The organism is Pseudomonas bijieensis (genome assembly GCF_013347965.1).
Taxonomy (GTDB): domain Bacteria; phylum Pseudomonadota; class Gammaproteobacteria; order Pseudomonadales; family Pseudomonadaceae; genus Aquipseudomonas; species Aquipseudomonas bijieensis.
The window spans coordinates 1,938,404-1,963,773 of sequence record NZ_CP048810.1 but is presented as its reverse complement, the minus strand read 5'-3'; the positions used below and the strand labels follow the sequence as shown (position 1 = coordinate 1,963,773).

Annotated in this window: 28 protein-coding genes and 3 tRNA genes; 19 read left to right on the top strand and 12 right to left on the bottom strand. The window is 59.9% G+C overall.

Annotated features, from left to right (window positions below):
- Nucleotides 1-103: 103 nt before the first annotated feature.
- Entirely contained in the window at nt 104-1,321 is a 1,218-nt protein-coding gene (locus GN234_RS08365; RefSeq protein WP_176688261.1) for an MFS transporter, read from the top strand.
- Nucleotides 1,322-1,332: 11 nt separating this feature from the next.
- Here GN234_RS08365 and GN234_RS08360 read toward each other — a convergent pair whose 3' ends face one another.
- Nucleotides 1,333-1,740, bottom strand: a complete 408-nt coding sequence (locus tag GN234_RS08360; RefSeq protein WP_163854612.1) for a DoxX family protein — start codon at nt 1,738-1,740, stop codon at nt 1,333-1,335.
- Nucleotides 1,741-1,797: 57 nt separating this feature from the next.
- On the opposite strand from GN234_RS08360, the gene GN234_RS08355 reads away from it, so the two are divergent.
- Complete coding sequence (locus GN234_RS08355; RefSeq protein ID WP_233459536.1) at nt 1,798-2,226, top strand: winged helix-turn-helix transcriptional regulator; 429 nt, start codon at nt 1,798-1,800, stop codon at nt 2,224-2,226.
- 15 nt (nt 2,227-2,241) lie between these two features.
- Here GN234_RS08355 and GN234_RS08350 read toward each other — a convergent pair whose 3' ends face one another.
- From GN234_RS08350 to GN234_RS08340, 3 genes are all read right to left on the bottom strand, one after another.
- On the bottom strand, nt 2,242-2,727 hold the full coding sequence (locus GN234_RS08350; RefSeq protein ID WP_176688260.1) for a hypothetical protein: 486 nt from the start codon (nt 2,725-2,727) through the stop codon (nt 2,242-2,244).
- A gap of 143 nt (nt 2,728-2,870) precedes the next feature.
- Complete coding sequence (locus GN234_RS08345; RefSeq protein WP_058545613.1) at nt 2,871-3,158, bottom strand: helix-turn-helix domain-containing protein; 288 nt, start codon at nt 3,156-3,158, stop codon at nt 2,871-2,873.
- A gap of 2 nt (nt 3,159-3,160) precedes the next feature.
- Nucleotides 3,161-3,475, bottom strand: coding sequence for a type II toxin-antitoxin system RelE/ParE family toxin (locus GN234_RS08340; RefSeq protein ID WP_116831887.1), 315 nt, complete (start codon nt 3,473-3,475; stop codon nt 3,161-3,163).
- 130 nt (nt 3,476-3,605) lie between these two features.
- Here GN234_RS08340 and arsN2 point away from each other — a divergent pair, with 130 nt between their 5' ends.
- Nucleotides 3,606-4,037 carry an arsenic resistance N-acetyltransferase ArsN2 gene (gene arsN2 / locus GN234_RS08335; protein WP_176688259.1) on the top strand — a complete coding sequence of 144 codons (432 nt, stop codon included), beginning with the start codon at nt 3,606-3,608 and terminating at the stop codon, nt 4,035-4,037.
- On the opposite strand, the gene chrA is transcribed toward arsN2, so the two are convergent.
- Nucleotides 4,034-5,392 (bottom strand): chromate efflux transporter, encoded by a 1,359-nt coding sequence (gene chrA / locus GN234_RS08330; protein WP_176688258.1) that lies wholly within the window; start codon nt 5,390-5,392, stop codon nt 4,034-4,036. The two genes, arsN2 and chrA, sit on opposite strands and share 4 nt — an antisense overlap.
- Nucleotides 5,393-5,570: 178 nt before the next feature.
- Here chrA and GN234_RS08325 point away from each other — a divergent pair, with 178 nt between their 5' ends.
- From GN234_RS08325 to GN234_RS08305, 5 genes are all read left to right on the top strand, one after another.
- A complete protein-coding gene (locus GN234_RS08325; RefSeq protein WP_176688257.1) occupies nt 5,571-6,230 on the top strand; it encodes a ribonuclease T2 family protein in 660 nt (219 codons plus the stop codon).
- Nucleotides 6,231-6,441: 211 nt separating this feature from the next.
- Nucleotides 6,442-8,013, top strand: a complete 1,572-nt coding sequence (locus GN234_RS08320; RefSeq protein ID WP_116831890.1) for a sensor domain-containing diguanylate cyclase — start codon at nt 6,442-6,444, stop codon at nt 8,011-8,013.
- 107 nt (nt 8,014-8,120) lie between these two features.
- Nucleotides 8,121-8,915: an exodeoxyribonuclease III gene (gene xth / locus GN234_RS08315; protein WP_109751623.1), complete on the top strand. Its 795-nt coding sequence runs from the start codon at nt 8,121-8,123 to the stop codon at nt 8,913-8,915.
- Nucleotides 8,916-9,031: 116 nt separating this feature from the next.
- Entirely contained in the window at nt 9,032-9,856 is an 825-nt protein-coding gene (locus GN234_RS08310; RefSeq protein ID WP_176688256.1) for an arylamine N-acetyltransferase family protein, read from the top strand.
- Between the two features lie 123 nt (nt 9,857-9,979).
- Nucleotides 9,980-11,500, top strand: coding sequence for a nucleobase:cation symporter-2 family protein (locus tag GN234_RS08305; protein ID WP_176688255.1), 1,521 nt, complete (start codon nt 9,980-9,982; stop codon nt 11,498-11,500).
- 173 nt (nt 11,501-11,673) lie between these two features.
- On the opposite strand, the gene GN234_RS08300 is transcribed toward GN234_RS08305, so the two are convergent.
- Nucleotides 11,674-12,066, bottom strand: coding sequence for a hypothetical protein (locus tag GN234_RS08300; RefSeq protein ID WP_176688254.1), 393 nt, complete (start codon nt 12,064-12,066; stop codon nt 11,674-11,676).
- A gap of 260 nt (nt 12,067-12,326) precedes the next feature.
- Between GN234_RS08300 and GN234_RS08295 the strand changes: the two genes are divergently transcribed.
- On the top strand, nt 12,327-13,148 hold the full coding sequence (locus GN234_RS08295; RefSeq protein WP_176688253.1) for a shikimate 5-dehydrogenase: 822 nt from the start codon (nt 12,327-12,329) through the stop codon (nt 13,146-13,148).
- A gap of 6 nt (nt 13,149-13,154) precedes the next feature.
- Here GN234_RS08295 and GN234_RS08290 read toward each other — a convergent pair whose 3' ends face one another.
- Nucleotides 13,155-13,802 carry a YceH family protein gene (locus tag GN234_RS08290; RefSeq protein ID WP_109751628.1) on the bottom strand — a complete coding sequence of 216 codons (648 nt, stop codon included), beginning with the start codon at nt 13,800-13,802 and terminating at the stop codon, nt 13,155-13,157.
- Nucleotides 13,803-13,932: 130 nt separating this feature from the next.
- Between GN234_RS08290 and GN234_RS08285 the strand changes: the two genes are divergently transcribed.
- Nucleotides 13,933-14,442: a DUF1993 domain-containing protein gene (locus GN234_RS08285; protein WP_109751629.1), complete on the top strand. Its 510-nt coding sequence runs from the start codon at nt 13,933-13,935 to the stop codon at nt 14,440-14,442.
- A 225-nt stretch (nt 14,443-14,667) separates the two neighbouring features.
- Here GN234_RS08285 and sstT read toward each other — a convergent pair whose 3' ends face one another.
- On the bottom strand, nt 14,668-15,900 hold the full coding sequence (sstT, locus tag GN234_RS08280) for a serine/threonine transporter SstT (RefSeq protein WP_109751630.1): 1,233 nt from the start codon (nt 15,898-15,900) through the stop codon (nt 14,668-14,670).
- 282 nt (nt 15,901-16,182) lie between these two features.
- Between sstT and GN234_RS08275 the strand changes: the two genes are divergently transcribed.
- Nucleotides 16,183-17,334 (top strand): MFS transporter, encoded by a 1,152-nt coding sequence (locus GN234_RS08275; protein WP_109751631.1) that lies wholly within the window; start codon nt 16,183-16,185, stop codon nt 17,332-17,334.
- Here GN234_RS08275 and nhaR read toward each other — a convergent pair.
- A complete protein-coding gene (nhaR, locus tag GN234_RS08270) occupies nt 17,331-18,227 on the bottom strand; it encodes a transcriptional activator NhaR (RefSeq protein WP_063322135.1) in 897 nt (298 codons plus the stop codon). The two genes, GN234_RS08275 and nhaR, sit on opposite strands and share 4 nt — an antisense overlap.
- Before the next feature lie 139 nt (nt 18,228-18,366).
- Between nhaR and GN234_RS08265 the strand changes: the two genes are divergently transcribed.
- Nucleotides 18,367-18,618: a hypothetical protein gene (locus GN234_RS08265; RefSeq protein WP_109751632.1), complete on the top strand. Its 252-nt coding sequence runs from the start codon at nt 18,367-18,369 to the stop codon at nt 18,616-18,618.
- A 26-nt stretch (nt 18,619-18,644) separates the two neighbouring features.
- Nucleotides 18,645-19,394, top strand: coding sequence for a TerC family protein (locus tag GN234_RS08260; RefSeq protein ID WP_109751633.1), 750 nt, complete (start codon nt 18,645-18,647; stop codon nt 19,392-19,394).
- 67 nt (nt 19,395-19,461) lie between these two features.
- Here the strand turns inward: GN234_RS08260 and GN234_RS08255 are convergent, their stop codons facing one another.
- Nucleotides 19,462-19,626 (bottom strand): hypothetical protein, encoded by a 165-nt coding sequence (locus tag GN234_RS08255; RefSeq protein WP_176688252.1) that lies wholly within the window; start codon nt 19,624-19,626, stop codon nt 19,462-19,464.
- Nucleotides 19,627-19,849: 223 nt separating this feature from the next.
- On the opposite strand from GN234_RS08255, the gene GN234_RS08250 reads away from it, so the two are divergent.
- On the top strand, nt 19,850-20,527 hold the full coding sequence (locus tag GN234_RS08250; RefSeq protein WP_109751634.1) for a hypothetical protein: 678 nt from the start codon (nt 19,850-19,852) through the stop codon (nt 20,525-20,527).
- 101 nt (nt 20,528-20,628) lie between these two features.
- Complete coding sequence (locus tag GN234_RS08245; RefSeq protein WP_109751635.1) at nt 20,629-20,823, top strand: DUF6021 family protein; 195 nt, start codon at nt 20,629-20,631, stop codon at nt 20,821-20,823.
- 43 nt (nt 20,824-20,866) lie between these two features.
- Here GN234_RS08245 and pbpG read toward each other — a convergent pair whose 3' ends face one another.
- A complete protein-coding gene (gene pbpG / locus GN234_RS08240; RefSeq protein WP_109751636.1) occupies nt 20,867-21,805 on the bottom strand; it encodes a D-alanyl-D-alanine endopeptidase in 939 nt (312 codons plus the stop codon).
- 342 nt (nt 21,806-22,147) lie between these two features.
- Complete coding sequence (gene folD, locus GN234_RS08235; RefSeq protein ID WP_109751637.1) at nt 22,148-23,002, bottom strand: bifunctional methylenetetrahydrofolate dehydrogenase/methenyltetrahydrofolate cyclohydrolase FolD; 855 nt, start codon at nt 23,000-23,002, stop codon at nt 22,148-22,150.
- Nucleotides 23,003-23,283: 281 nt separating this feature from the next.
- Between folD and GN234_RS08230 the strand changes: the two genes are divergently transcribed.
- The 4 genes from GN234_RS08230 to tig all read left to right on the top strand — a co-directional run bounded on the left by GN234_RS08230 (nt 23,284) and on the right by tig (nt 25,354).
- A tRNA-Arg gene (locus tag GN234_RS08230) sits at nt 23,284-23,360 on the top strand.
- Nucleotides 23,361-23,401: 41 nt separating this feature from the next.
- Nucleotides 23,402-23,477: transfer RNA gene (locus GN234_RS08225), tRNA-His, on the top strand.
- 58 nt (nt 23,478-23,535) lie between these two features.
- Nucleotides 23,536-23,620 (top strand) — tRNA-Leu (locus tag GN234_RS08220).
- A 423-nt stretch (nt 23,621-24,043) separates the two neighbouring features.
- The gene (gene tig, locus GN234_RS08215) at nt 24,044-25,354 is read left to right on the top strand and encodes a trigger factor (protein WP_109751639.1); all 1,311 of its coding nucleotides are present in this window, start codon (nt 24,044-24,046) and stop codon (nt 25,352-25,354) included.
- The last annotated feature ends 16 nt before the right edge of the window (nt 25,355-25,370 follow it).

Below are 25,370 nucleotides of genomic sequence, written 5' to 3'. Positions count from 1 at the left end.
AACTGCTTGCGAAAGCGGCCTGCCTGAGACGGTGATGTCGGTTGTGCCCCTCGTCATCGCGAGCAGGCTCGCTACCACACAAGAAACACAGGATTTTCTCCCAATGACCGATAACTCATTGCCACAAGGCCAGCCCGCCTGGGGCGCGGTATTTGCCATGGCCCTTGCCGCGTTCGTGCTCGTTGCTTCGGAGTTCATGCCAGTCAGCCTGCTGACGCCGGTCGCGGCTGCTCTGCAGGTCAGCGAAGGGCAGGCCGGCCAAGGCATTGCCGTCTCTGGTGCCTTTGCCCTGATCACCAGTCTGTTCATTGCTTCGATTGCCGCCCGGGTCGACCGTAAGTGGTTACTGTCAGGATTGACCCTGTTGATGATCGTTTCTGGAACGGTGGCCGCACTGGCGCCCAACTACGCCACATTCATGGTGGCGCGCGCGTTGATCGGTGTTGCGATTGGTGGCTTCTGGTCGCTGTCGGCGGCCACGGCCATGCGGTTGGTGCCGGACAACCAGGTTCCGCAGGCACTGGCCGTCGTCAATGGTGGCAATGCCCTGGCAACCGTGATTGCTGCGCCGCTGGGCAGCTTCCTTGGGGCGATCATCGGTTGGCGTGGCGCGTTTTTCTGCATTGTGCCCGTTGCTGCCGTCGCTCTGGTCTGGCTGCTGTTACGCCTGCCGGCCATGCCTTCGCAGGCGAAGCAGGGCAGTACCAATGTCTTCAGGTTGATGACCCGGGCTCCGGTCGCGCTGGGCATGCTGGCGGTCAGCACATTTTTCATGGGCCAGTTCATGCTGTTCACGTATCTGCGACCGTTCCTTGAAACGGTGACACAGGTGAGTGTGTCCATGCTTTCCATCCTGTTGCTGGTGATCGGGGTGGCAGGCTTCCTGGGAACATTCCTGATCGGCGCATTCCTGAAAAACGGTCTGTATCGGACGCTCGTCGTCATTCCCCTGTTGATGGCCGTCATCGCCATTGCCCTTGTTTGGTTCGGCGGTTCAGTGACGATCACGGCCCTGTTGCTCGGCCTCTGGGGCCTGGTGGCCACCGCGGCTCCCGTAGGCTGGTGGACCTGGCTGGCGCGTACGCTACCGGACGATGCCGAAGCCGGGGGTGGCTTGATGGTGGCGATCGTCCAGCTCGCCATCGCGGCGGGCGCGACAGTGGGCGGTGTTCTGTTTGATCTGAGTGGCTATCGTGCGACCTTCGAAACCAGTGCGGCCGTGCTGGGCGTTGCCGCTGTCCTTACTGCGCTGGCCGCTCGGTCAGCGGTTCGGGAGTCTTCATCGACTTCGCACGCAACGCCCTATAGCACGATGGGTTGAGGCAAAGTCCGTCAGTCGGGGAGGACCTGGTGCTGCGCCGCGCCAGGAGCATAGGGCGACGGCACTTCGCGGACAGTGTTCTGGGTCAGGAAGGAGGCGATCAGCAACAGAATGCCTATTGCCGCCGGAAGGGCGCCGCGCGGTTTGCGCACACTCAGGTGCGCGGACGCCGACAGCAGCAAATGATAGAGCATGCCTGCATAGGCCAGGTCGCTGAGCGCTACGCTTGTGCGCGACAGAATGGCAACTACTCCGAGGATTTTCAGGACGGTGAGCATCGGTACCAGGTAGCTGGGGTAACCGAGGTCGGCCAGCGCCTGGCCTACCCATGCCTTCTTGGTGACGTATAGCGTTGCGGACGCCAGGTAAAGCAGGGCCAGCGCCGTCGTACTGATCCAATAGAGGGAGTGTTCAATCATGAGTATTTTCCTGAGTGGGCTGGGTTGAATCGACATAGAGCGAGAATGTCGCCTAACATGAAAGCCCGCAAGAAGGATGAAAAAGTGATGGTTAGTATGGAAAACCAGACTAATGAAAAGGCCGAGGTCAACATGCACGAGGAAATGCGCCGTGCGTTTGCGTTGCTCTCGGGCAAGTGGAAGCTGGAAATCATGTGGTTGCTGCATCAGCGGATCTATCGCTTCGGGGAGCTGCGCAAGGCCATTCCCGGCGTTACTCAGCACATGCTGACGGCGCAACTTCGTGAACTGGAGAGGGATGGCCTGGTGTCGCGCACTGTCTTCGCCGAAGTACCGCCGCGGGTTGAATACGAGATCACGCAAAAGGCCCGTGGGCTCGGGCCGACGATGGAGGCGCTGACGGCGTGGTGGAATGAATACGGGAAAAGCGTGCCCGTGAAGGCGAATCCACGCGGGCGTAAACCCGTCAACAATGGGCGACCTTAAGGTCGCCCATTGGCGTTATAGCCCGAGACCTTCCTCTATCAGGGAGAGCAGGGCGTCCTCGTTCAGTGTCACTGGGTCAGGTTGTTGCCCGGTCAACCGAAGCGGCTGGAGATGCCATAGCGATTCCCCATGCTCGCCGAGTGTGCGCACGATGCAGTGCTCCTGTCCCTTCATATGGACCTCGATGCATCCTTCTCCCTGGGGAGAAAAACGCGCAATCGGATCGAATGAAATGCGGCGATGATTGCCTTCGATCACCAGTTGATCGATGGCGTAGTTGTACGTCGAACCGCTGGAATGACTTTCAAACACGTGGGTGGGATTGCGCCGAATGTCCAGGCCAGCCTCGCACACCGGCGCCAGCCAGATTTCGATCTGGCGATACAGTTCGTAGACTTGGGCGGGCCAATGCTCGATCGCCAGGTCGGCGCAGTTGTCGGTATCGGCGCGGGTTTGCTGGGTTCTCCGTAGTTTGGCCGCTAGCTCGTCTGCCTTGCTCATGTCGATTCCCTGTCGTGATGATAGGTTGAGCTTAGCTGATGGGGCGGGGTGTTCATTTGCGCTGGGTCATGGGGTGGTGTCGGGAGCGAGCACCTTCGCCCATGGAAGCAGTGCTTGAGAGGTTCTGTTCATTTCGGCAATGCTTAAACGGCTAGGGCGCTGATCACGTGTTTCGGATCATTATGAATCGCCCGCAGCAGTGCTTTAGCGGGGCCGGTAGGCTCGCGTCGTCCCTGCTCCCAGTTGCGAAGCGTGCCCAGTTGGACATCGATCAGTGCTGCGAACTTGGCTTGGGTCAGGCCGGTAGCCTTGCGTATTTCCTTCACTTGCAACGCATCGACGATGAACTCCCGTGACGGCTGGCGTTCGCCTCGGACGATTTCATCCATCTGTTGTACGCTTTCCATCAGCTCATCGAAAAATTTGCTCATGGTTATCTCCAGTGCTCGACAATCAATTTCAATGCTTTGCGTTGATCGACGGTCAAGTCTTGCTGTTCATTTTTCGGATATATCATCAGTAATGCGATCCGCGAAGCATGGACGAAGTGGTAGTAGATCACCCTGGCCCCACCCCGTTTGCCATGGCCTTTGGCTGCGATACGAATCTTTCGGATCCCTCCGGTGGCTTCCATGACATCACCAGCGGAAGGATTGCAGACCAGTATTTTCTGTAGGACAGCGAAATCATCGTCATCCATCAGTTCTTTGACCCGACGGGTAAAAATTGGAGTTTCAATAAAAATCATTGCTAATGTACGCCAGTGGCTTACTTTCGAGCAATCCTATTGAACCCCGTCCCCCGATGCACCCGGTGAGTTGTAACCAAATTCGGGCGTGCCCGATGATCAGGGCAGGACACTGCAGCGAGCATCAACCATGCGAATGACAGCTTTGAGCAATAACGACCTGGGACCATTGCGCGATGCGCTCGCCCAGGCCGGTCTACCCGTGGATGACCTGACGTATCCCGGTCGACAGTTCTTCAGCTTCAGCCAACAAGGCGTTGATGTGGCGTTTGGTGGCATCGAGGGGGAGGGCGCCGACCGGTTGCTGCGTTCGCTGGTTGTCCTTGAGGGGCAACGGGGAAAGGGCACTGGTGCGGCGGTGCTGGCCGCTATCGAAGCATTTGCGCAACGTGAGGGGGCAGAACGGCTGCACCTGTTGACCGACAGCGCCGCCGCGTTTTTTACCGACCAGGGCTATCAGGTGCAGGATCGCTCGTTGGCGCCCGCTCCGATCAGGGCGACGGCCCAGTTCAAGACCTTGTGTCCGGCCTCGGCGACGTACCTGAGCAAACACCTGGTCTAGCGCAGCAAATGCACCGCCAGCCCGGCCAGACCGCACGCCAGCAACACCTGGATCACCCCGCGCTTGTAGCGAAACAGCGCAATGGCCGCCAAGAGGGCGATGATTGCCGACGGCCAGTCCAGGGCACCTGCAAAACCGTTGGGCCAGAGCACGTGGTAACCGAAGAAGCACGCCAGGTTGAGGATCACTCCGACCACCGCTGCGGTAATCGCCGTCAGCGGCGCGGTGAATTTCAGCGTGTTGTGCGTCGATTCCACTAGCGGGCCGCCGGCCAGGATGAACAGGAACGAAGGCAGGAACGTGAACCAGGTCACCAGCGTGGCGGCGACGGCCCCGGCGAGAAAGGCCTGTTCGGGACCGAACACCTGCATCACATAACCGCCGACGAAACCGACAAAGGCCACGACCATGATCAGCGGCCCGGGAGTGGTTTCGCCCAAGGCCAGGCCGTCGATCATTTGTGTCGGCGTCAGCCAGCCGAAGTGTCCGACGGCCCCTTGGTACACGTAGGGCAAAACCGCGTAGGCGCCGCCGAAGGTCAACAACGCGGCCTTGGTAAAGAACCAGGCCATTTGCGTAAGCGTGCCGCCCCAGCCAAACACGGCGGTCAGCAGGCCCATCGGCAATAGCCATAGCAGGGCACCGATGACGGCCAGACGGGTCAACCTGGCGGCGCTGAACCGGGCGTGTTCCGGGGGCGGCGTATCGTTGTCGATCAATGCGGGGCCGAAGGATTGGTGCTGGGAATCGTGACCGCCCAGGCTGAATTTCCCCGGTGCCCAGCGGCCACCGAAATAACCGATGACAGCCGCACCCAGGACGATCAGAGGGAAGGGGAGATCAAAGGCGAATATCGCGGTGAACGATGCCGCGGCGATCGCCCACAACCAATTGTTCTTCAGTGCGCGGGAGCCGATCCGGTGGGCTGCATGCGCCACGATTGCTGTCACGGCCGGCTTGATGCCATAGAAAATGCCCGCCACTATCGGCACCTCGCCAAAGGCGACGTACAGCCAGGACAACGCGATGAGGATGAACAGCGAGGGCAGCACGAACAGCGCCCCGGCAATCACCCCGCCCCAGCTTCGGTGCATCAGCCAGCCCAGGTACGTCGCCAGTTGCTGGGCCTCTGGCCCCGGCAGCAACATGCAGTAATTAAGGGCATGCAGGAATCGTCGCTCGGAAATCCAGCGTCGGCGCTCCACCAACTCCTGGTGCATGATCGAGATCTGCCCCGCCGGGCCGCCGAAACTGATGAAGCCCAGCTTGAGCCAGAACCAGAAGGCCTCGCGCAGGCTGACGGTGTCGGGTCTGCTCAGGGGCTGTTCGTCATGGGGGCGGATCGGTTTGCTCATGGGCGACGGGCACTTAAAAGTCAAAGGCGATCTACGTTATGGGGCGTTACGCAATTTAGATAGCCCCCGGCGAGGTTTGCTTGTAAAAAAACAACCCTCCAGAGAGTTGAAACACCAAATTGAAACAGTCATCGCCGGATCATCCCGCCTTCGCACAATCGCCCCAAGGAGTGGGTCAATGAAACAACGTCTTGCCGTGGCCGTGCTGATCGTATTGACACTGGGCTGCATGGGAGTGGGCAATGCCCGCGAATCTGGCAATGCACGGGCGCAATCCGTGGCCGGAGTGTTCGATTACTACCTGCTGGCGCTGTCCTGGTCACCGACGTTCTGCCTGACTCACCAGAATGACGCACAGTGCTCCGGTAAAGGCTACGGCTTTGTACTCCATGGCCTCTGGCCGCAATACATCAAGGGCGGCTGGCCGCAATCCTGTGCGCCTCAGGTGCCTTTGACGAGAGAGGAGCAGAAGAAGGGCCTGACCTTGTTTCCTACCCGCAAGTTGATGGCGCATGAGTGGTCCAAGCATGGTACTTGCAGCGGCCTCGGCGCCATGGGCTACCTGGAGGTTGCCGACAAAGCCCTGGGGGCAGTGAAAATCCCACCACAGCTGCAACCGTTCAATTCCTCGTACTATTTTGAAGCCGAGGAGATCATCCGGCTGTTCCGCCAAAACAATCCAGGCATCGCGCCTGATGGCATTGCGGTGATTTGTAGCGGACCGCAGCTGTCGGAAGTGCGGGTTTGCATGGACAAGGACCTGGCGTTCGCCGCGTGTGGCAAGGGTGTCAGGACACAGTGCCGGGCTGGGGAAATCCGAGTGCCGCCTGTGCGGTGAGCACCCCAAACCACTGGCCTTTGGTGCGGGAAACTCTGGGCCCTGGAGAGGGCATTTTTATCGGCTGTCAGGCTGGTTTTTGGATCCACTCAAGCCACCCATCGGCGCCGCTGCACAGGCAAATTGCCGCCTCACAAGCGGTAGGCTAAGCTCTCGAATATTGGGGGCTTTGAGCGAATTCGCTCATGTTTTGCCCTCTTCAGGAACTCGCTTGCCTATCCCTATTCTCGATCCTTTCCATGCCCCTGGCGGTGCCTTGAAACGCCTGCCGTTGCTCAAGGCAGCGGTGACGTTTATCGCGGCGGTGTGCCTGTGCCTGTGCGGTTTGCTTTACCTGCAATTGGAGCAGTCTCGCAGCCAGGATCTGGAGTCGGCCCGCATCGCCTCGGCCACTCTTGCCCGGGCCATGGCCCAGCAGGCCCAGGACACCTTTCTCCAGGCTGATCTGGTGTTGGCCAGTTTGACGGATTGGATCCAAGTCGACGGCTTCGGCCCCGCGGTACAACCACGCTTGCAGCAAACTTTTGCCCGACGCGTGCAGTCGCTTGAGCAATTGCATGGCCTGTTCCTGTTCGACAAGCACGGTCACTGGGTCGTGACCTCCTTTGACAACCTGCACAGGGGGCCAGGGGTGGCAGATCGGGAGTACTTTGCTTTCCACCAACAGAACGCCTCCCTGGTCGCCCATATCGGCCCGGCAATCCGCAGTCGGCAAAACGGCGACTGGATCATCCCGGTTTCCCGACGCTTGAATGATCAGGATGGCAACTTCCTGGGCGTGTTGATGGCCGGCGTCAAAATGTCGTACTTCGACCGATTCTTCAAAAGCTTCAATCTGGATGATCAAGGCGAGATGGCCCTGGCTTTGTCCGACGGGACGCTTTTGGCCCGGCGTCCCTTCGATGAGGGACGGATCGGTCATCCGCTGTCCGAGGAACATATCTACAACCATGCCCTGGCCAGCGGCATGGCTGGCGATGCACTCATCCGTTCCGCCATCGATGGTGTCGTCAGACTTTATGGACATCAACATCTACAGGCTTATCCACTGGTGGTCACCGCGGCGATATCCGAAGAGGCGATCCTGGCGGGCTGGCATGACAGGGCTTTCCAGTCCAGCCTCATTGTCGGCCTGGTGGTGCTGGGCATTTGCTTGTTCGGCTGGGTATTCGTGCGCCAGGTACGTAATAGCGAACGGATCGAGGCGGACTTGCGCAAGGCCCAGGAAGCGTTGGAGCTGATTGCCACGCACGACAGCCTTACCGGGCTGGCGAACCGCCGCCTGTTCGAGCGGGCCCTGGACATCGAGTTCGGCCGGGGCGCCCGTCAGCGCAGCCCCTTGAGCCTGATCATGCTCGATATCGATTTTTTCAAACGCTACAACGACGCCTATGGACACGTGGCCGGGGATCATTGCCTGGCGGAAGTGGCCAAGGTGCTCAAGAGCAGTTGCCATCGCAAGGCCGATCTGGCGGTACGTTATGGTGGCGAAGAGTTTGCGGTGCTGTTGCCCGACACCAATCTCTCGGGGGCCATGGCGTTGGCCGAGCAGATTCGCCGCAGCGTCATCGACAGGCACATCACCCATTCCGGCTCCCCGACCGGCTACCTCACGGTAAGCCTGGGCTGCTATGCCTTTGTCCCCAGCAGCCTGGACAGCATCGAAATCTTCATCCAGCGGGCCGATGCGGCGCTTTACCAGGCCAAGCACAGCGGCCGCAACCGCGTGGCGGTGCTATCGACGGAAGGTGGGCTCGATACGCTGGCGCGCTCGGATCGTTGAGATCGGTTGGAATCTCGATGATGGGGCGCGGGTTCCTGAAGACCTGTGCAACCACTGCGTCCGGTTGTCGGTCACAACTGTGACTTGGCATTTCGGATTCTGGACCTATGAAAAACCTTCGGATCGCGACCTTCAACATCAATGGCATCCGTGCCCGGCTGCCCAACCTGCTGGAATGGCTGGAGCGGGAGAGCCCTGACATCGTCTGTTTGCAGGAGCTCAAGGCCGTGGACAAGGATTTCCCGGCGGCGGAGTTGGAGTCGGTGGGGTATGGAGCGATCTGGCACGGGCAGGCGTCCTGGAACGGTGTCGCGATCCTGGCCCGTGACGCGCAGCCGCTGGAGAGCCGCCGAGGACTGCCCGGCGGGGATGACGACAGCCACAGTCGCTATCTGGAGGCGGCGGTCCATGGTGTGCTGGTGGGCTGCCTTTACCTGCCCAACGGCAACCCGCAACCGGGTCCGAAGTTCGACTACAAGCTGGCGTGGTTCGAACGGCTGATCGACTATGCCCAAGGATTGCAGGCCAGTGATCATCCCGTGGTGCTGGCCGGTGACTACAATGTGGTGCCCACCGACATGGACATCTACAACCCGCGCTCCTGGCTCAAGGATGCGCTGTTGCAGCCTGAAAGCCGCGCGTGCTACCAGCGGCTGCTGGACCAGGGCTGGACCGATTCGTTGCGCCACCTCTATCCGGACGAGCGGATCTACACCTTCTGGGATTATTTCCGCCAGCACTGGCAGAAAAACTCCGGACTGCGCATCGATCACCTGCTGCTCAACCCGACGGCCAGCGCCTACCTGAGCGAGGCCGGCGTGGACGCCTGGGTCCGTAACCAACCCCACCCCAGCGACCACGCGCCCACCTGGATCCGGCTGGCTTCACGCAAGCGGCGGTGAGCGGGCGAAGCGCTCCGGTCGCTTGTTGTCTCTGTGAGGGGAATGTCTTATACCTGGCGCCCAATAGCAGTGCGTATGTCGTGAGCGCTGCGCCGCCCCCGGAAAAGGACACCCTCATGAGTCATTCCCAACTGAGCGACACGGCCCGCTATCTGCGGCGCCTGGGCTTCGATGCGCCCCCCGCGCCGACCCTCGACACGTTACGTCAACTGCAATGGCGCCATACCGCCGAATTCCCCTTTGAAACCCTCTCGACATTGCTGCGCCAACCCGTGCCCATCGACCTTGAGTCGGTCGAGCGAAAAGTGTTCGAGCAAGGACGCGGCGGTTATTGCTATGAACTCAACCAATTGTTCCTGGCGTTGTTGCAGGCGTTGGGTTTCGAGGCCCGGGGCATCACCGGACGCGTGGTGATGAACGCGCCTGAGGGCACTTGGACTGCCCGGACCCACCGGCTGAGCCTGGTGACGTTCGAGGGTGTGCGCTACATCACCGACGTCGGCTTCGGTGGCATGGTGCCAACAGCGCCGCTGCTGCTGGACAGCCGTGAGGCACAAGTCACGCCCCATGAACCGTACCGCATCGAGACCCATGCGGACGGTTACCTGTTGCGTGCCAACGTGGCCGACGAATGGCGGCCGATGTACCTGTTCGATCTGCAACGCCAGGAAGACATCGACTACACCCTCGGCAATTGGTACGTCTGCAGCCACCCTGAGTCGCCGTTCATGGGCCGGTTGATGGTCGCCCGCACCGGTGATGGGCTGCGCAAGACCCTGAACGGCAACAGCTATGCCGTGCACCGGATAGGGCAGGAGAGTGAACGACGATCGCTCACCGATGCCGACGAGTTGATCGACGTGCTGGAACAGGAATTCGACTTGCGCGTACCGCCTCGCGAGCTGTTGCGGCCAGCAGTCGTGGGCTTGCTCCAGCCATAAAAAAGCTGTTGGGCGGGAATCCTGTTCCTGGGTAGGGTAACAAGTTGTATACAACTCTATGGACATTTGTCCTGAGTTTTGAATACAGTGTGCCCATAACAAAAAACAGGGAATTCCCGAACCATGAAAACGCCCCATGTTTCACTCCCACGGCCCGAGGACGAAAACCTTGGCGTCGGCGCGAATATGGCTTACGGCCTGCAACATGTGTTGACCATGTACGGCGGCATCGTCGCCGTGCCGTTGATCATCGGCCAGGCAGCCGGGCTTTCGCCGGCTGATATCGGTCTGTTGATTGCCGCGTCATTGTTCGCAGGGGGCTTGGCGACGTTGCTGCAAACCCTTGGCTTGCCGTTTTTCGGCTGCCAGTTGCCCTTGGTGCAAGGCGTATCGTTCTCGGGCGTCGCGACCATGGTGGCGATTGTCGGCAGCGGCGGGGAGGGCGGCTTTCAAGCCATCCTTGGTGCGGTGATCGCAGCGTCGCTGATTGGTTTGCTGATTACCCCGGTGTTTTCGCGCATCACCCGATTCTTTCCGCCCTTGGTCACTGGCATCGTGATCACCACTATCGGCCTGACCCTGATGCCGGTGGCGGCGCGTTGGGCGATGGGCGGCAACAGTCACGCTGCTGATTTCGGCAGCATGGCCAACATCGGCCTAGCCGCGGTGACCCTGGTACTGGTGCTGTTGCTGAGCAAAATGGGCAGCGCCACCATCTCCCGGTTATCGATTCTGTTGGCGATGGTCATTGGCACTGTCATCGCTGTGTTCCTCGGCATGGCCGATTTTTCATCGGTCAGCCAAAGCCCGATGTTCGGCTTCCCGACCCCGTTCCATTTCGGCATGCCGACCTTCCACATCGCCGCGATCCTGTCGATGTGCATTGTGATCATGGTGACTCTGGTAGAAACTTCCGCCGACATCCTGGCCGTGGGTGAGATCATCGACACCAAAGTCGACTCGAGGCGCCTGGGCAACGGCTTGCGGGCCGATATGCTGTCGAGCATGATCGCGCCGATCTTCGGTTCCTTCACCCAGAGTGCCTTTGCCCAGAACGTCGGGCTGGTGGCGGTGACCGGGATCAAGAGCCGTTTCGTAGTGGCGACCGGCGGGGTGTTTCTGGTGGTGCTCGGCCTGCTGCCGTTCATGGGGCGGGTGATCGCGGCGGTGCCGACCTCGGTGCTGGGCGGTGCCGGTATCGTGCTGTTCGGCACCGTGGCTGCCAGTGGCATCCGCACGCTGTCGAAAGTCGATTACCGCAACAACGTCAACCTGATCATCGTCGCCACCTCCATCGGCTTTGGCATGATTCCTATTGCCGCACCGAATTTCTATGACCATTTCCCAAGCTGGTTCGCAACCATCTTTCATTCGGGCATCAGTTCTTCGGCAATCATGGCGATCGTGCTGAACCTGGCGTTCAACCACCTCACTGCGGGTAACTCCGACCAACAGTCGGTTTTCGCTGCCGGCACCGAGCGGGTGTTGCGTTACCAGGATCTGGCGGCGCTGCGCGAGGGCGATTACTTCAGCGACGGCAAGCTGCATGATTGCGATGGTAACGAGATTCCCGTGGTGGCGGAGTCTGTTCACGAGCCGGCAGGGCATGCGCCGATCCGACTGAAAAGCAGCGAGCACGTCTGACCATTACACTGTGGCGAGGGGGATTTATCCCCGCTGGGCTGCGCAGCAGCCCCTAAGCAGTCAACTTAACCTGCCTGACACACTGGGTTGTCGGCATTCAGGGCCGCTTCGCGCCCCAGCGGGGATAAATCCCCTCGCCACAGGTTATCCAGCGGACATGAAAAAGCCTGTGATCAAGGATCACAGGCTTTTTTGTGCTGCTCGAAAGAGCTGATTACCAGCGGCCGTAATGGCCCCCGGGGTGGGCCGTAGTAGTAGCCCCGTGGTGGCCCGTAATACACCGGTGCCGGGCGATAGTAGATCGGTTGCTCTACATACACCGGCTGTGGCTGGTAATAGACCGGTGGTGGCGGCTGGTAGTAGACCGGCTGCGGCTGGACGTAGACCGGTTGCTGCACATACACCGGCCGATCACGGTTGATGATGGCCGAGCCGACGATGGCCGAACCGACGATTGCGCCAAACACTGCGGGCCCCTCCCAACCACCACGACCGTGGGCGGATGCCTGGCCGGTGACCGCGAGTGCCCCCATGAGCAGGGCGATGATGGGAAGTTTACGATTCATGGCTGTTCCTCGTTTCGGCCCCGGCGCCTGTGGTCTGCAACAGACCCGATGAGGGTCGCGGGGTTACTTGCTATGACAGCGATTTTCTCAAGATTTGCGACGCCGTTGGGTAAATATTGTGTAAGGTCTGTAGCGCTTTTCTTTACCGCGCCGCGCCATCCAGGGGCCTGAGATCGGGCCGGGCCGGGCGGTATCATCATCGAATAAACCTTTCGCGACGGTGTTTCCGTCTGTCCGAAAGTGAACGCAAGGAGACACGCATGCAGATCAATCCCAACAAAGACACCCAACTGTGCATGTCGCTCTCGGGGCGTCCCGGAAACTTCGGCCTGCGCTTTCATAATCATTTGTATGAACAATTGGGCCTTAACTTCTATTACAAGGCATTCAGCAGCCAGGACCTGCCTGGAGCGGTGGGCGGTATTCGCGCCCTGGGCATTCGCGGCTGCGGCGTGTCGATGCCGTTCAAGGAAGCCTGCATCGCCCTGGTGGACGAGCTGGATCCTTCCGCCGCCGCGATCCAATCCATCAACACCATCGTCAATACCAACGGCCATCTGAAGGCCTACAACACGGATTACATCGCCATCGCCCAGTTGCTGCAAAGCCACGCCGTGCCCAAGGACTCGACCTTTGCCCTGCGCGGCAGCGGCGGCATGGCCAAGGCTGTGGCCAGTGCCTTGCGTGATGGGGGTTACAAGAACGGGCTGATCGTTGCCCGCAATGAAACCGCCGGGCGAGCCCTGGCCGAGTCCCTGGGGTATGAATGGCAAGCTGAACTGGGGAGCCGACAGCCGCAGATGCTGATCAACGTCACGCCGATCGGCATGACCGGCGGCCCGGAGGCCGACCAATTGGCATTCGAGCCCGGGACCATCGCCGCGGCCGAGACCGTGTTCGATGTCGTGGCGATCCCGTCGGAAACGCCACTGATCGTGCGCGCCCGGTCCGAAGGCAAACGGGTCATCACCGGGCTGGAAGTCATTGCGATCCAGGCCCTGGAGCAGTTCGTGCTGTACACCGGCGTGCGACCCAACCTGGAGCAATTCGAAAAAGCTGTCGCCTTCGCCCGCTCGGCGTAGACGCCGCTATTCCAGCCGCGCCAGGCGTTCTTCCAGTGCCGCGATCCGCGCTTCGAGTTCTTCGATGCGTTCCAGCGAGACACCGCCGCCGGCGCCGCGCTCCACCGGGTGCTGGCGAGCGGCGAGAATCGCTTCGATGTCCGCCGGGTCGCCCATGGCGTGGACATAGCGGTCCTCGCGCTGGCCGGCCTGGCGTGGCACCAGCAGCGCCAACCCACGGGCGATCAGGCGTTCAAGCTGATGCAGCACTTGTTCGACATCTTCGAAGTCGTGCATCCGTGCGCTGCGGGTCAGTAGCTCATTGACCGTTTGCGGGCCACGCAGGAACAGCAACCCCATCAGGACCACCTGGGCCGGCACCAGCTCCAGGGCTTTGTCGACCCGATGTTCCCAACGGTCGGCGCGGCTGCCCATCACCAGTTTGGTAAAGCCGCGACCTTCCAGCGCCCGCAGGCTCTGGCCAACCTGGCCCGGGTTGAGGTTCATCACCGGTTCGCGGCTGGTTTTCTGGTTGCAGGCCAGTACCAGGGCGTTGAGGGTCAGCGGGTAGGTCTCGGGGTTGGTGGCCTGCTTCTCGACCAGTGCGCCGAGGATGCGGATTTCCGTGCTATTGAGCCGTGGTTCTTCAGCCTGCTGTTGTTCTTCGATGCTCATCGCGCGTTCCCTATGCTGTGGAAGCCGCCTAGCCTAATCCTTGCGCAATAAAAGACAAGCCGTGCAACAAGCCGTGGCTATAATCGCAGCCGTTTGATTCATTCTTTCCTGCCACCTGCATGAGATTGCCATGACTATTTCCCTGTACGCCGCTTCCGTCCCGGTTTTCAAGCAGATGCTCAACGCGTTGAGCGACGTTCTGAACAAGGCCGAAGCCCACGCCACCGCGAAGAACATCGACCCGAACGCCTTCCTGCAAGCCCGCCTGTACCCGGACATGTTCCCGCTGGTGCGTCAGGTGCAGATCGCGGTGGACTTCGCCAAAGGTGTGTCTGCACGCCTGGCTGAGGTCGAAGTGCCGAAGTATGACGACAGCGAGACCACCTTTGCCGAGCTGCAAGCCCTGATCACCAAGGTATTGGCCTTTATCGAGGGCATCCGCCCTGAGCAGATCGATGGCAAGGAAGGTATCGAAATCGTTACCCGTCCGGGCACGCCGAAGGAAAAACGCTTCAGCGGCCAGAGCTACCTGCTGACCTACGGCCTGCCGCAGTTCTTCTTCCACGTCACCACCACCTACGCATTGCTGCGCCACAATGGTGTGGAAGTGGGCAAGCGCGACTACATGGGCGCGTTCTAACCCCGCAGGCATGAAAAAGCCCGGGACGGTGTGGGCCGTTCCCGGGCTTTTTTGTGGCTGTCTGTTACATCCTCGGCGGATGTACCGCCGCTATCGCGAGCAGGCTCGCTCCCACAGGGGGCAACGGTGCTCGCACAATAGACGCTATACAACAAATCTCCTGTGGGAGCGAGCCTGCTCGCGATGACGGCGTCACAGACCTCACAAGAGGCAGGTCGATCCTGATTACGCCGTACGCGCGAGCTTCTCTTCCTCACCCAGGCAAGCCGCCGCCGTGAACAGCACGTCCGTCGACGAGTTCAGCGCCGTCTCCGCCGAGTCCTGCAGGACACCAATGATGAAGCCCACCGCGACCACTTGCATGGCGATTTCGCTGGGAATACCGAACAGGCTGCACGCCAGGGGAATCAGCAACAGCGAACCGCCAGCCACCCCGGATGCACCGCACGCGCAAATGGCCGCGACAACGCTCAGCAGCACGGCCGTTGGCACATCCACTGCGATACCCAGGGTATGCACGGCCGCCAGGGTCAGTACGGTGATGGTAATGGCAGCGCCCGCCATGTTGATGGTCGCGCCCAGTGGGATCGATACCGAATAGGTGTCTTCGTGCAGGCCCAGGCGTTTGCTCAGTTCCAGGTTCACCGGAATATTCGCCGCCGAGCTGCGGGTGAAAAACGCCGTGATGCCACTCTCGCGCAGGCAGGTGAATACCAGCGGGTAGGGGTTGCGACGCAGTTTCCAGAACACGATGAGTGGGTTGATCACCAACGCCACGAACAGCATGCAGCCGATCAACACGGTGAGCAGGTGCAGGTAGCCGAGCAGGGCGCCGAAGCCGGAAGTGGCCAGGGTCGAGGCCACCAGGCCGAAGATCCCCAGCGGGGCGAAGCTGATCACCAGGCGCACGATCACGGTCACGCCATTGGACAGGTCGTCGAGCACAGTGCGTGTGGTTTCGCCAGCATGACGAATGGCGATACCCATGCCGATGGCCCAGGCCAGGATGCCGATGAAGTTACCGTCCATCAGCGCCCGGACCGGGTTATCCACCACGCTGAGCAGCAGGCTTTGCAGCACCTCGCTGATGCCGCCGGGCGCCGTGACCGCGACGTCTTGGGTCGACAGCACGAGACTGGAGGGAAACAGCGTACTGGCCACCACCGCGACCACCGCAGCGGCGAAAGTGCCCAGCAGGTAGAGGAACAGGATCGGCCGGATATGGGTTTCCTGGCCGTGCTTGTGGTTGGCGATCGAGGCCATGACCAGCACGAATACCAGGATCGGCGCCACGGCCTTGAGCGCGGACACGAAGACCTTGCCGATGAATGCGGTGGCCTTCGCCAGGTCGGGCGCCAGCCATGCCAGGACAATACCGGCGATCAGGCCGATGATGATTTGCGTCACCAGGCTGGTGCGTTTAAGGCGTTGCAATGGGGTAACGGACGAAGCTGTCATAGCGGCATCTCTGATTTTATTGTGTGCGACGGTCGACGAATCAGGGCAACAAGCGGGCAGGCCACATGAGCGGACCGAGAGAAAGTACGGCGTTTGCAGGCCGCGGACTTTATCACAGCCGGTAAAAAATCTGACGGACCTGTGACAGTCCGTCACCCTTATCCGGACCATGGCCTGCGTTTGTAAGACGCGCGCATTCTGTTAGGCTTTGCCGTTCTCACCTTCTTACCGCCAGCGGGCCCTTGGGCTAACGCTGGTGTCGTCGTTTCGCTGGAGTTCTGCATGTTGTTACCCATTTTCCTGTTGTCAGCCGCCGGTTTTACCGTGCTGACCACGGAATTCGTCATCGTTGGCCTGTTGCCCTCTATCGCCCGTGACCTGCATGTCACTATTCCCCAGGCCGGGTTGCTGGTGACGTTGTTCGCGTTTACGGTGGCCGCGTTCGGGCCATTCCTGACCGCCTGGTTCGCCCGCTTCGAGCGGCGCAAGTTGTTTATCAGCGTGCTGGTCATGTTCGGTCTGGCCAACATGCTTGCCGCGTTCGCCCCCAACATCTGGGTGATGGCCATTGCCCGGTTGATTCCGGCCCTGGGCCTGCCGGTGTTCTGGGCGCTGGCCAGTGAAACGGCGGTGGACATTGTCGGACCCCAGCTAGCCGGGCGGGCCATCGCCCGGATCGGCTTCGGTATCGTCTGTGCCACGGTGTTTGGCATTCCCGTGGGTACGTTGATTTCCGATGCGTTTGGCTGGCGCAGCGCGTTCGCGATCCTGGCTGTCATTGCCTTTGCCAAGGCCTTGCTGCTGTTTATCTACTTGCCGAAAACCAACCTGCACCAACATCAGGTGAGTTTCCGTTCGCAATTCAAGATCCTGCGCAGCCCGTTGATGCAAGGGCATGTGCTGTTGTCGATCCTGGTGTTCAGCGGCATGTTCACCGCCTACACCTATCTGGCGGATATCCTCGAGCGCCTGGCCGGATTCGACGGCACTCTGGTGGGCTGGTGCCTGATGGGCTTCGGCGCCGTCGGGCTGCTGGGCAATTCCCTGGGCGGCCGTGCGGTGGACCGGCATCCGTTGATCGCATCGATGGTCTTCTGCCTGTTCCTGATCGGCGGCATGGTGGCGTTGGTGCCGAGCATTCATTCGCCTCTCGCGCTGGCGGCGGCGATGGGCATCTGGGGCGTGACCCAGGCGGCTTTGTTCCTGGTCAGCCACGTGCGACTGATGAAGGCGGCCCCACAGGCTCCGGCGTTCGCCGCATCGTTGAACATTGCCGGGGCCAACCTGGGGATTGGCCTGGGGGCGATGGTCGGTGGCCGGGTCATCGATACCCTGGGCCTGGGCAGTGTCGGGTTTGCGGCAGCCGGGTTCATCTTTGTATCGATCCTGCTGGCGTTGCTCCTGATGACCTTCAAGCCCCGGGTTACCTGCTAGGCGCTGAACAACTCGCGTCGGGCGCCCTCGGCAATCGCGACAATGCCCGGGTGGCTGACCTTGCGTTCCACGGAAATGGCGTAGAAGGATTCGCTCACCGCATCGGTCTGGCCGATCACTTCTACGCCGTACTGGCGCTTCACCTCTTCGGCGATCACGCTTGGACCGATGAAAATCCCGCTGCCGGATTGACCGAAGGCCTGCATCAATGCGCTGTCGTCGAACTCGCCGACGATGCGCGGCTGGATCTGCTGTTCGGCGAACCAGCGTTGCAAGCGGCTGCGCACCACGGTTTCCGGCCCGGGAATCAGCAGCGGAGCGTCATGCAGGCCATGGGGGAAATCCTGCCCGTAGCGTTCGGCCAGCGCGGCGGTGGCGAAAAAGCTGATCCCGCATTCCCCCAGCTTCTGGCTGTAGCCCTTGATGTCCAGGTGGGTCGGCATCGGGCTGTCGGAAATCACCAGGTCCAGACGCTGGATCGCCAGGTCCGCCAGCAACCGTTCGAGTTTGTCCTCGCGACAGGTGATGCGTAGCGGCTCGCTCAACTCCATGGTCGGTGCCAACAATCGATAGACGATGGATTTGGGCACCACATCCGCCACCCCGACCCGAAACAGGGTTTGCTGTTCGTTGGGCTGGGCCCGCAGCATCAGCTCCAATTCGCCGCCCAACTGGAACATGTGTTCGGCGTAGGGCAATGTCTGGCGGCCGGCCTCGGTCAGTTCCAACTGCCGCCCGACCCGACGAAACAGCTTGATGTTATAGGTCTGCTCGAACAGGGAAATCTGCCCGCTGATGGTCTGTGGGGTCAGGTTCAACTGCTCGCACGCTCGCACGATGCTGCCGGTTTTCGCCACCACCCAGAAGTAATGCAATTGTCGGTAATTGAGCATGGGTTCACGTTAGTTCGTAAAAAACGAAGTATAACCGCTGAAAATACGAATTTTCCTGAAGTATTCGCGTCTCTAGAATGCCTGGCCATTGGTGGGCCACTTCGTGCTCCTTCTATATCTCTCAAGAGGCGTTCATTCCATGACATACAAATCCGTGGGGCTTGCAGCCTTGTTGGCGATGTCCGCAATGACACTGGCGGGCTGTGAACAGGCTGAAAAAAGTGCCCAGCAACTGATGGGGCAAGCTGCGCAAACCGCCAAGCAGGCCATAGACGATACCCACAAGGCCGCCGAACAGGCGATCAGCGAAGCCACCGGCGGGTTGATCAGCCCCAAGAAGCAGCCGGCTGAAGACGCTGAAAAATCAGAATCCTCTACCGAAACCATCTAACCCGTCACATCAGTCAGGACTGACCCATGGATTATCTTTTACAGCTCGCCGCCAGCCCCACCGCGTGGATCGCCCTGGCAACTCTGGTGGTCATGGAAATCGTGCTTGGCATCGATAACCTGATCTTCATTTCGATTCTGACCAACAAATTGCCGGCTCAGCATCGGGCCAAGGCGCGGCGGATCGGTATCGGCATGGCGCTGATCCTGCGCCTGGGCTTGTTGAGCACCATTGCTTTCATCGTGCAGTTGACCGAGCCGGTCATCGAAATCCTGGGCCAGGCGTTTTCCTGGAAAGACATGATCCTGATTGCCGGCGGCCTGTTCCTGCTGTGGAAAGCCACCACCGAAATCCACCACAGCATGGACCCGGCGCCGGATGATCCCAAGACAGCCACGTCCGGTGTGACCCTGGGCTTTGCCGCGGCAATCGGTCAGATACTGATGTTGGACCTGGTGTTCTCCATCGACAGCATCATCACCGCCGTGGGCATGACCGAGCATCTGCCGATCATGATCATTGCAGTCGTTGTGTCGGTGCTGGTGATGCTGCTGGCGGCCGAACCGCTCGCCAAGTTCATCAACGACAACCCGACCGTGGTCATGCTGGCCCTGGGCTTCCTGATCATGATCGGCATGACGCTGATCGCCGAAGGCTTCGGTGCCCATGTGCCCAAGGGCTATATCTACGCGGCCATGGCGTTCTCGGCGGCGATCGAGGTGTTGAACATGTTGTCCCGACGGGCCAAGGAAAGGGCGTTGGCCAACAACGCCTGATGCCAGGCAGACAGAAGCCACCCGGGTCCAGGCCCGGGTGGCTTTTTTTGTTTTGAATGGCGAGTGGTCAGTGTGCGGTAGCGTGGCGCCGGGCGGCTTTTGTGGTTTTTTCCGATTGCGCAGCTGGCGCGTGGTGATGGCGCCGGGTGATCCGAAGCACGCCCCACAGCATGGCCGTGGCTACGCTCAGCCAGCCGAATATCAGCATCAGAATTGTCGTTGTCAGGCTCATCTGTGCCTCCTTTTATCCCGGTCCGGGATAACCCACTCAGTACAGTGGACAGTCTAGTCGCTCAAGTGTTGCAGGTAGTCGATCCGTGGCGGTTGGGCACGGATCGGTTCGTTCTATCGCGCTCGTAAAACTGTTGTTATGGCTATACCCAGGGCTGTGCGCGCCTTATGATCGTCGACCCAAGCCTGGCCCGGATGCCGGGTGCCTGAACAAGAGAGTCATCATGTCGCCGGTCATTTCATCTTTTCGATCACTGGTACTGACAGTGTCCTGTCTCGTCGCCCTGGCGGGCTGTGCGGGCAGTGTGTCGCCGCAGATCCAGCGCCTGCCCGAGCGGGTGGAACTCAACAGTGTGCCGTTCTATCGTGGCGAAATGCACCAGGGCGCCCCGCAGTCCCTGGCCGCTCTGTTGACGCTGCAAGGCACGGTAATTACCCCGGGGTTGCTGGAGAAACCATTGCACCTGCCGGGTGGCGAAACCGGTTTGCAGCAGAATATGCAAACCCTGGCGCGCGAATACGGGTTGCTGGTGTATCCCCTCGACGCCAAGCTGCCCGCGCTGTTGGAACAGGTCGCGGCAGGTTATCCGGTGCTGGTGCGCTACATAGACGGTTCGGCGTTCTGGGCCGAGCCTCGGTATGGGATTCTCGCCGGCTACAACCGTCAGAAGCAGACGGTATTGCTGCGATCAGGCATGAACCGGCGGCAATTGATCAGCTTCAGTGCCTTCGAATCGGCCTTCAAGAGCGCGGGTGGCTGGGCGGTGCTGCTCCAGCGTCCCACGCAGCTTCCGGCCAATGTCGATTCACAGCGTTGGCTGAAAGCGGCGGATGAATTGGCTGGGGCAGGGCAGGAGCAAGCAGCCGCACGAGCCACCAAGACCTTGGGTGCGGCACACTGATCGTTCACCCCGTTCGTCACTTGCCGGGCACAACCCGGCAGGCCTGAGGCTCTTATCGTCAGGGTCGGGCATTTTCCGACCGCGATTGGAGGAAGGCACGCATGGCACAGTCGAAAACACCTACGGGGCCACATTCGTCAGAGCATTCCAGCGGCGACGACCTGGGTTTCGATCCGGACTCGCCGGATCTTGATGATCCCCAGGTCGATCCGATAGGGCCGGCCAAGGCGCCGCTGGACAAGAAGGATGAGCGCAAGCCCAAGCCCTATGATCCGCTGGGTGACCTGAAGCCATAAACAAGAAAGCCCCGACGAGTCGGGGCTTTTTTATGTCGCGCAATTATTTGGAGGCTTCCACCACGCCAGTCTGACGGCTCTTGAGATTCTTGGCGGCCTTGTATTGCAGGGCCACCGCCGGCACGTCGGCGCTTTTCCCGGTCTCGACCCAACTACGTATCCGGCTGGCATCGGCGAAGTGCGTGTACTTGCCGAACGCGTCGAGGATCACCAGGGCCATTGGGCGATTGCTCATCTTCGTCACCAGTACCAGGCAGTGGCCGGCCTCGTTGGTGAAACCGGTCTTGGTCAACTGGATATCCCAATTGGCCTTATGGACCAAGTGATCAGTGTTGCGAAAGCCCAGGCTATACACCGGTTTGCGGAAGGTAACGGTCTTTTCCTTGGTAGTGCTCAGTTCGCTCAGCAGAGGATACTTGCGTGCGGCGATCAGCAGCTTGGTCAGGTCCCTGGCGGTCGAGACGTTGTGGGTCGACAGGCCCGTCGGTTCGACGTAGTGAGTGCTGGTCATGCCCAACGCCTTTGCCTTGGCGTTCATGGCGGCAATGAACGCCGCGTAGCCGCCCGGATAGTGGTGGGCGAGGCTGGCGGCGGCGCGGTTTTCCGAAGACATCAGGGCGATCAGCAGCACGTCCCGGCGCGACAGTTCGCTGTTGAGCTTGACCCGGGAAAACACCCCCTTCATCTCTGGGGTGTTGGCGATGGTGATGGAAATGTACTCGTCCAGGTTTTGCTTGGCATCCAGCACGATCAGACCGGTCATCAGCTTGGTCACCGACGCGATGGGCACCACCACGTCCGGGTTGCTTGAATAAACGACCTTGTCCGTCTGGAGATCCAACAGGATCGCACTGCCTGAAGCGACTTGCAGCTTTGACGTATCCCGTGGGGCCGCGATGGTTTCCTGCGCGTAGACATCCTGTGTGGTGAAGGTGCCTGTGAAAACGAAGAACAGGCTGAGGATCGAAAGACGGATTTTCACGCGAGTGGACTCGATAGAGTTGAAGGTGCCGTTGAGCAACGACTTTTAAAAAAACGTCGCATTTTAGGAGTATGGGCGACAGCAGCGCTATATGCCTGTATCGCCAAGGCTTGTGAATAAATAAAGTTTAATGAAGGGCGATTTTGGCGAATCGAATCTGAAAAATTCGTAATTTGCGCGATCCAAAGACGCGGTCGAGGCCTGGCGGCTCAAATCCGACTGCCAAAAACACCTGTGGGAGCGAGTTTGCTCGCGATGGCGGCGTGTCAGTCAACTTGGAGGTTGGCCGGTCCACCGCTATCGCGAGCAAGCTCGCTCCCACAGGGTTTTGATTGGCGCGTATCAGCTGTGCAGCGTTTCGGCCGCGTACAACGTGTTCTCCAGCAGGCAGGCGCGGGTCATCGGGCCTACGCCGCCGGGTACCGGCGTGATCCAGCCGGCGCGGGGCAGGGCGGTCTCGTAGACCACGTCGCCCACCAGCTTGCCGTCTTCCTGGCGATTGATGCCCACGTCGATGACGATGGCGCCTTCCTTGATCCACTCGCCCCTGACCAGGCCGGGTTTGCCGGCGGCCACCACCACCAGGTCAGCGCGGCCGACATGACCGGCCAGGTCCTTGGTGAATCGATGGGTCACGGTCACGGTGCAGCCGGCCAGCAGCAGCTCCATGGCCATCGGACGGCCAACGATGTTGGATGCACCCACCACCACCGCATCAAGGCCATACAGGTCCACGCCAGTGCTTTCCAGCAATGTCATGATGCCTTTGGGGGTGCAGGGACGAAGCAGTGGGATACGCTGGGCCAGGCGCCCGACGTTATAAGGATGGAAGCCGTCGACATCCTTGTCCGGGCGGATACGCTCCAGCAGCTTGGAGGCGTCGAGGTGTTCAGGCAGTGGCAGTTGGAGCAGAACGCCGTCGATGTTCGGGTCGTCGTTCAGGCGATCGATCAGATCGGCCAACGCTTGCTGGGTGGTTTCGGAAGGCAGGTCGTAGGCCTGGGAAAGGAAGCCGACCTCTTCACAGTCTTTACGCTTGTGCGAGACATAAACCTGAGAGGCAGGATCGCTGCCGACCAGGATCACCGCAAGGCCGGGCGTACGCAGGCCTTGCTGGCGGCGCTCGGTGACTCGTTGGGAGATCTGCTGGCGCAGGCTGGCGGCGATCGATTTGCCGTCGATAAGTTGTGCAGTCATTGCGCGTGGTTAACCATCGAGAGGGGAAAAAAAGAGAACGCATTCTCGCATGCCGGGGCGCGAGGGCAAAGGCGCTTGGTCTGCAAATTCCCCTAACCCCTTTAATTAAATGAATTTTTTTTAAAAAAGAGTTGACGACCTATCAGGCCGTCTATAACATTCGTCGCACTTGTCGGGCACAGCCTAGCACTGGTTAAGAAGGTTGAGCGGAGTTGGTTGTTTCAACTCGGTAAAACTGAAAGCACTTAGTTTGTAATCGTCCAAGAATACAGATTAAAAAGGCGCCCGTAGCTCAGCTGGATAGAGCATCCGCCTTCTAAGCGGATGGTCGCAGGTTCGAGTCCTGCCGGGTGCGCCAATTAGGCAGCTTTGGCACAAGTAAGGCAACAAGGCAATATGGTGGGCGTAGCTCAGTTGGTAGAGCACGGGATTGTGACTCCCGTTGTCGTGGGTTCGATCCCCATCGTCCACCCCATATTCTAGAAAGGCGCCAGATTTAACGGTCTGGCGCCTTTGCTTTAAAAGCTTGATACGCGGATGTGGTGGAATTGGTAGACACACTGGATTTAGGTTCCAGCGCCGCAAGGTGTGAGAGTTCGAGTCTCTCCGTCCGCACCATACAAGTCGCTATTTAAATAGCAGAAAACGGCGCAGTACCTGAAAAGGGCTGCGCCGTTTTTGTTTTCGGTGGTTCTGTGTTTGGCGTCGTTACGGTTTCTTGGGGTTGTGCGCAGCGGCCGATTCGTCGCGAATATGTTTCGTGATGATGCGCGGTATGTCCGTCGGTCTCCTTGTGAGGCCGGGAGCTGCACCATCGGGCAAGCTGCTTCTATATATAGAAGCATTGGCGCAGAGCCCTGGGCTGAATCGACTGTATTTGCAATCCGGGTGGGGCATGAGCGATTGCCTCGTCCTAAATCCGGCGCCTGTTTCCAGCGTGTTTTCAGTAGGGTGACTTCTTGAGTTTGACCTACTAGAATGCATGCCCTTGATTCTGGGGTCGGAAACGCCCGGCCAACGTCTGTGCAACGAGGAATATCCATGCAAGTTTCTGTTGAAAATACTTCTGCTCTTGAGCGCCGCATGAGCATCACCGTGCCGGCTGAGCGCATCGAGACTCAGGTCAACAAGCGTCTGCAGCAGACTGCCCAAAAGGCCAAAATCCCAGGTTTCCGCCCAGGCAAAGTGCCAATGAGCGTGATCCGTCAGCGTTACGAAGCTGATGCGCGTCAGGAAGCCGTGGGTGATGTGATCCAGTCTTCGTTCTACGAAGCGGTCGTCGAGCAGAAGCTGAACCCGGCCGGTGCTCCGTCCGTCGAGCCGAAAGTGCTGGAAAAAGGCAAGGACCTGGAGTTCGTCGCCACGTTCGAAGTGTTTCCTGAGTTCACGGTTGCCGGTTTCGAATCCATCGCTGTCGAGCGTCTGAGCGCTGACGTGTCGGATGCCGACCTGGACAAGATGCTGGACATCCTGCGCAAGCAGAACACTCGTTTCGAAGTGACTGAGCGTGCTGCCCAGAACGAAGACCAGTTGAACATCGATTTCGTCGGCAAGGTCGACGGTGAAGTGTTCGCTGGCGGTTCCGCCAAGGCTACCCAGCTGGTGCTGGGCTCCGGTCGCATGATCCCGGGCTTCGAAGACGGCCTGGTTGGCGCCAAGGCCGGCGAAGAGCGCGTTCTGAACGTGACCTTCCCTGAGGATTACCAGAACCTGGACCTGGCAGGCAAAGCCGCCGAGTTCACCGTGACCGTCAACAGCGTTTCCGAGCCGAAACTGCCTGAGCTGAACGAAGAGTTCTTCGCCCAGTTCGGCATCAAGGAAGCTGGTCTGGAAGGTTTCCGCACCGAAGTTCGCAAGAACATGGAGCGTGAGCTGCGCCAGGCCATCAAGTCCAAGGTCAAGAACCAGGTCATGGACGGTCTGCTGGCTTCCAACCCGATCGAAGTGCCAAAGGCCCTGCTGGACAACGAAGTGAACCGTCTGCGCGTCCAGGCTGTTCAGCAGTTCGGCGGCAACATCAAGCCGGATCAGCTGCCTGCCGAGCTGTTCGAAGAGCAAGCCAAGCGCCGCGTCGTGCTGGGCCTGATCGTCGCCGAAGTGGTCAAGCAGTTCGAACTCAAGCCTGACGAAGCCCGTGTTCGCGAGTTGATCCAGGAAATGGCTTCGGCCTACCAAGAGCCTGAGCAAGTCGTGTCCTGGTACTACAAGAACGACCAGCAACTGAACGAAGTCCGTTCGGTTGTGCTGGAAGAACAAGTTGTGGATACTGTTCTGCAGAAAGCTAGCGTGACCGATAAAGCGGTCTCTTACGAAGAAGCGGTCAAGCCGGTGGAAGCTCCACAAGCCGATTGATGGTTCTGCGGTAAGA

Coding starts and splice junctions, on each gene's coding strand:
- GN234_RS08365 (WP_176688261.1), top strand. CDS start 104: ATGACCGATAACTCATTGCCACAAGGCCAGCCCGCCTGGGGCGCGGTA.
- GN234_RS08360 (WP_163854612.1), bottom strand. CDS start 1,740: ATGATTGAACACTCCCTCTATTGGATCAGTACGACGGCGCTGGCCCTG.
- GN234_RS08355 (WP_233459536.1), top strand. CDS start 1,798: ATGAAAGCCCGCAAGAAGGATGAAAAAGTGATGGTTAGTATGGAAAAC.
- GN234_RS08350 (WP_176688260.1), bottom strand. CDS start 2,727: ATGAGCAAGGCAGACGAGCTAGCGGCCAAACTACGGAGAACCCAGCAA.
- GN234_RS08345 (WP_058545613.1), bottom strand. CDS start 3,158: ATGAGCAAATTTTTCGATGAGCTGATGGAAAGCGTACAACAGATGGAT.
- GN234_RS08340 (WP_116831887.1), bottom strand. CDS start 3,475: ATGATTTTTATTGAAACTCCAATTTTTACCCGTCGGGTCAAAGAACTG.
- arsN2 (WP_176688259.1), top strand. CDS start 3,606: ATGCGAATGACAGCTTTGAGCAATAACGACCTGGGACCATTGCGCGAT.
- chrA (WP_176688258.1), bottom strand. CDS start 5,392: ATGAGCAAACCGATCCGCCCCCATGACGAACAGCCCCTGAGCAGACCC.
- GN234_RS08325 (WP_176688257.1), top strand. CDS start 5,571: ATGAAACAACGTCTTGCCGTGGCCGTGCTGATCGTATTGACACTGGGC.
- xth (WP_109751623.1), top strand. CDS start 8,121: ATGAAAAACCTTCGGATCGCGACCTTCAACATCAATGGCATCCGTGCC.
- GN234_RS08310 (WP_176688256.1), top strand. CDS start 9,032: ATGAGTCATTCCCAACTGAGCGACACGGCCCGCTATCTGCGGCGCCTG.
- GN234_RS08305 (WP_176688255.1), top strand. CDS start 9,980: ATGAAAACGCCCCATGTTTCACTCCCACGGCCCGAGGACGAAAACCTT.
- GN234_RS08300 (WP_176688254.1), bottom strand. CDS start 12,066: ATGAATCGTAAACTTCCCATCATCGCCCTGCTCATGGGGGCACTCGCG.
- GN234_RS08295 (WP_176688253.1), top strand. CDS start 12,327: ATGCAGATCAATCCCAACAAAGACACCCAACTGTGCATGTCGCTCTCG.
- GN234_RS08290 (WP_109751628.1), bottom strand. CDS start 13,802: ATGAGCATCGAAGAACAACAGCAGGCTGAAGAACCACGGCTCAATAGC.
- GN234_RS08285 (WP_109751629.1), top strand. CDS start 13,933: ATGACTATTTCCCTGTACGCCGCTTCCGTCCCGGTTTTCAAGCAGATG.
- sstT (WP_109751630.1), bottom strand. CDS start 15,900: ATGACAGCTTCGTCCGTTACCCCATTGCAACGCCTTAAACGCACCAGC.
- GN234_RS08275 (WP_109751631.1), top strand. CDS start 16,183: ATGTTGTTACCCATTTTCCTGTTGTCAGCCGCCGGTTTTACCGTGCTG.
- nhaR (WP_063322135.1), bottom strand. CDS start 18,227: ATGCTCAATTACCGACAATTGCATTACTTCTGGGTGGTGGCGAAAACC.
- GN234_RS08265 (WP_109751632.1), top strand. CDS start 18,367: ATGACATACAAATCCGTGGGGCTTGCAGCCTTGTTGGCGATGTCCGCA.
- GN234_RS08260 (WP_109751633.1), top strand. CDS start 18,645: ATGGATTATCTTTTACAGCTCGCCGCCAGCCCCACCGCGTGGATCGCC.
- GN234_RS08255 (WP_176688252.1), bottom strand. CDS start 19,626: ATGAGCCTGACAACGACAATTCTGATGCTGATATTCGGCTGGCTGAGC.
- GN234_RS08250 (WP_109751634.1), top strand. CDS start 19,850: ATGTCGCCGGTCATTTCATCTTTTCGATCACTGGTACTGACAGTGTCC.
- GN234_RS08245 (WP_109751635.1), top strand. CDS start 20,629: ATGGCACAGTCGAAAACACCTACGGGGCCACATTCGTCAGAGCATTCC.
- folD (WP_109751637.1), bottom strand. CDS start 23,002: ATGACTGCACAACTTATCGACGGCAAATCGATCGCCGCCAGCCTGCGC.
- tig (WP_109751639.1), top strand. CDS start 24,044: ATGCAAGTTTCTGTTGAAAATACTTCTGCTCTTGAGCGCCGCATGAGC.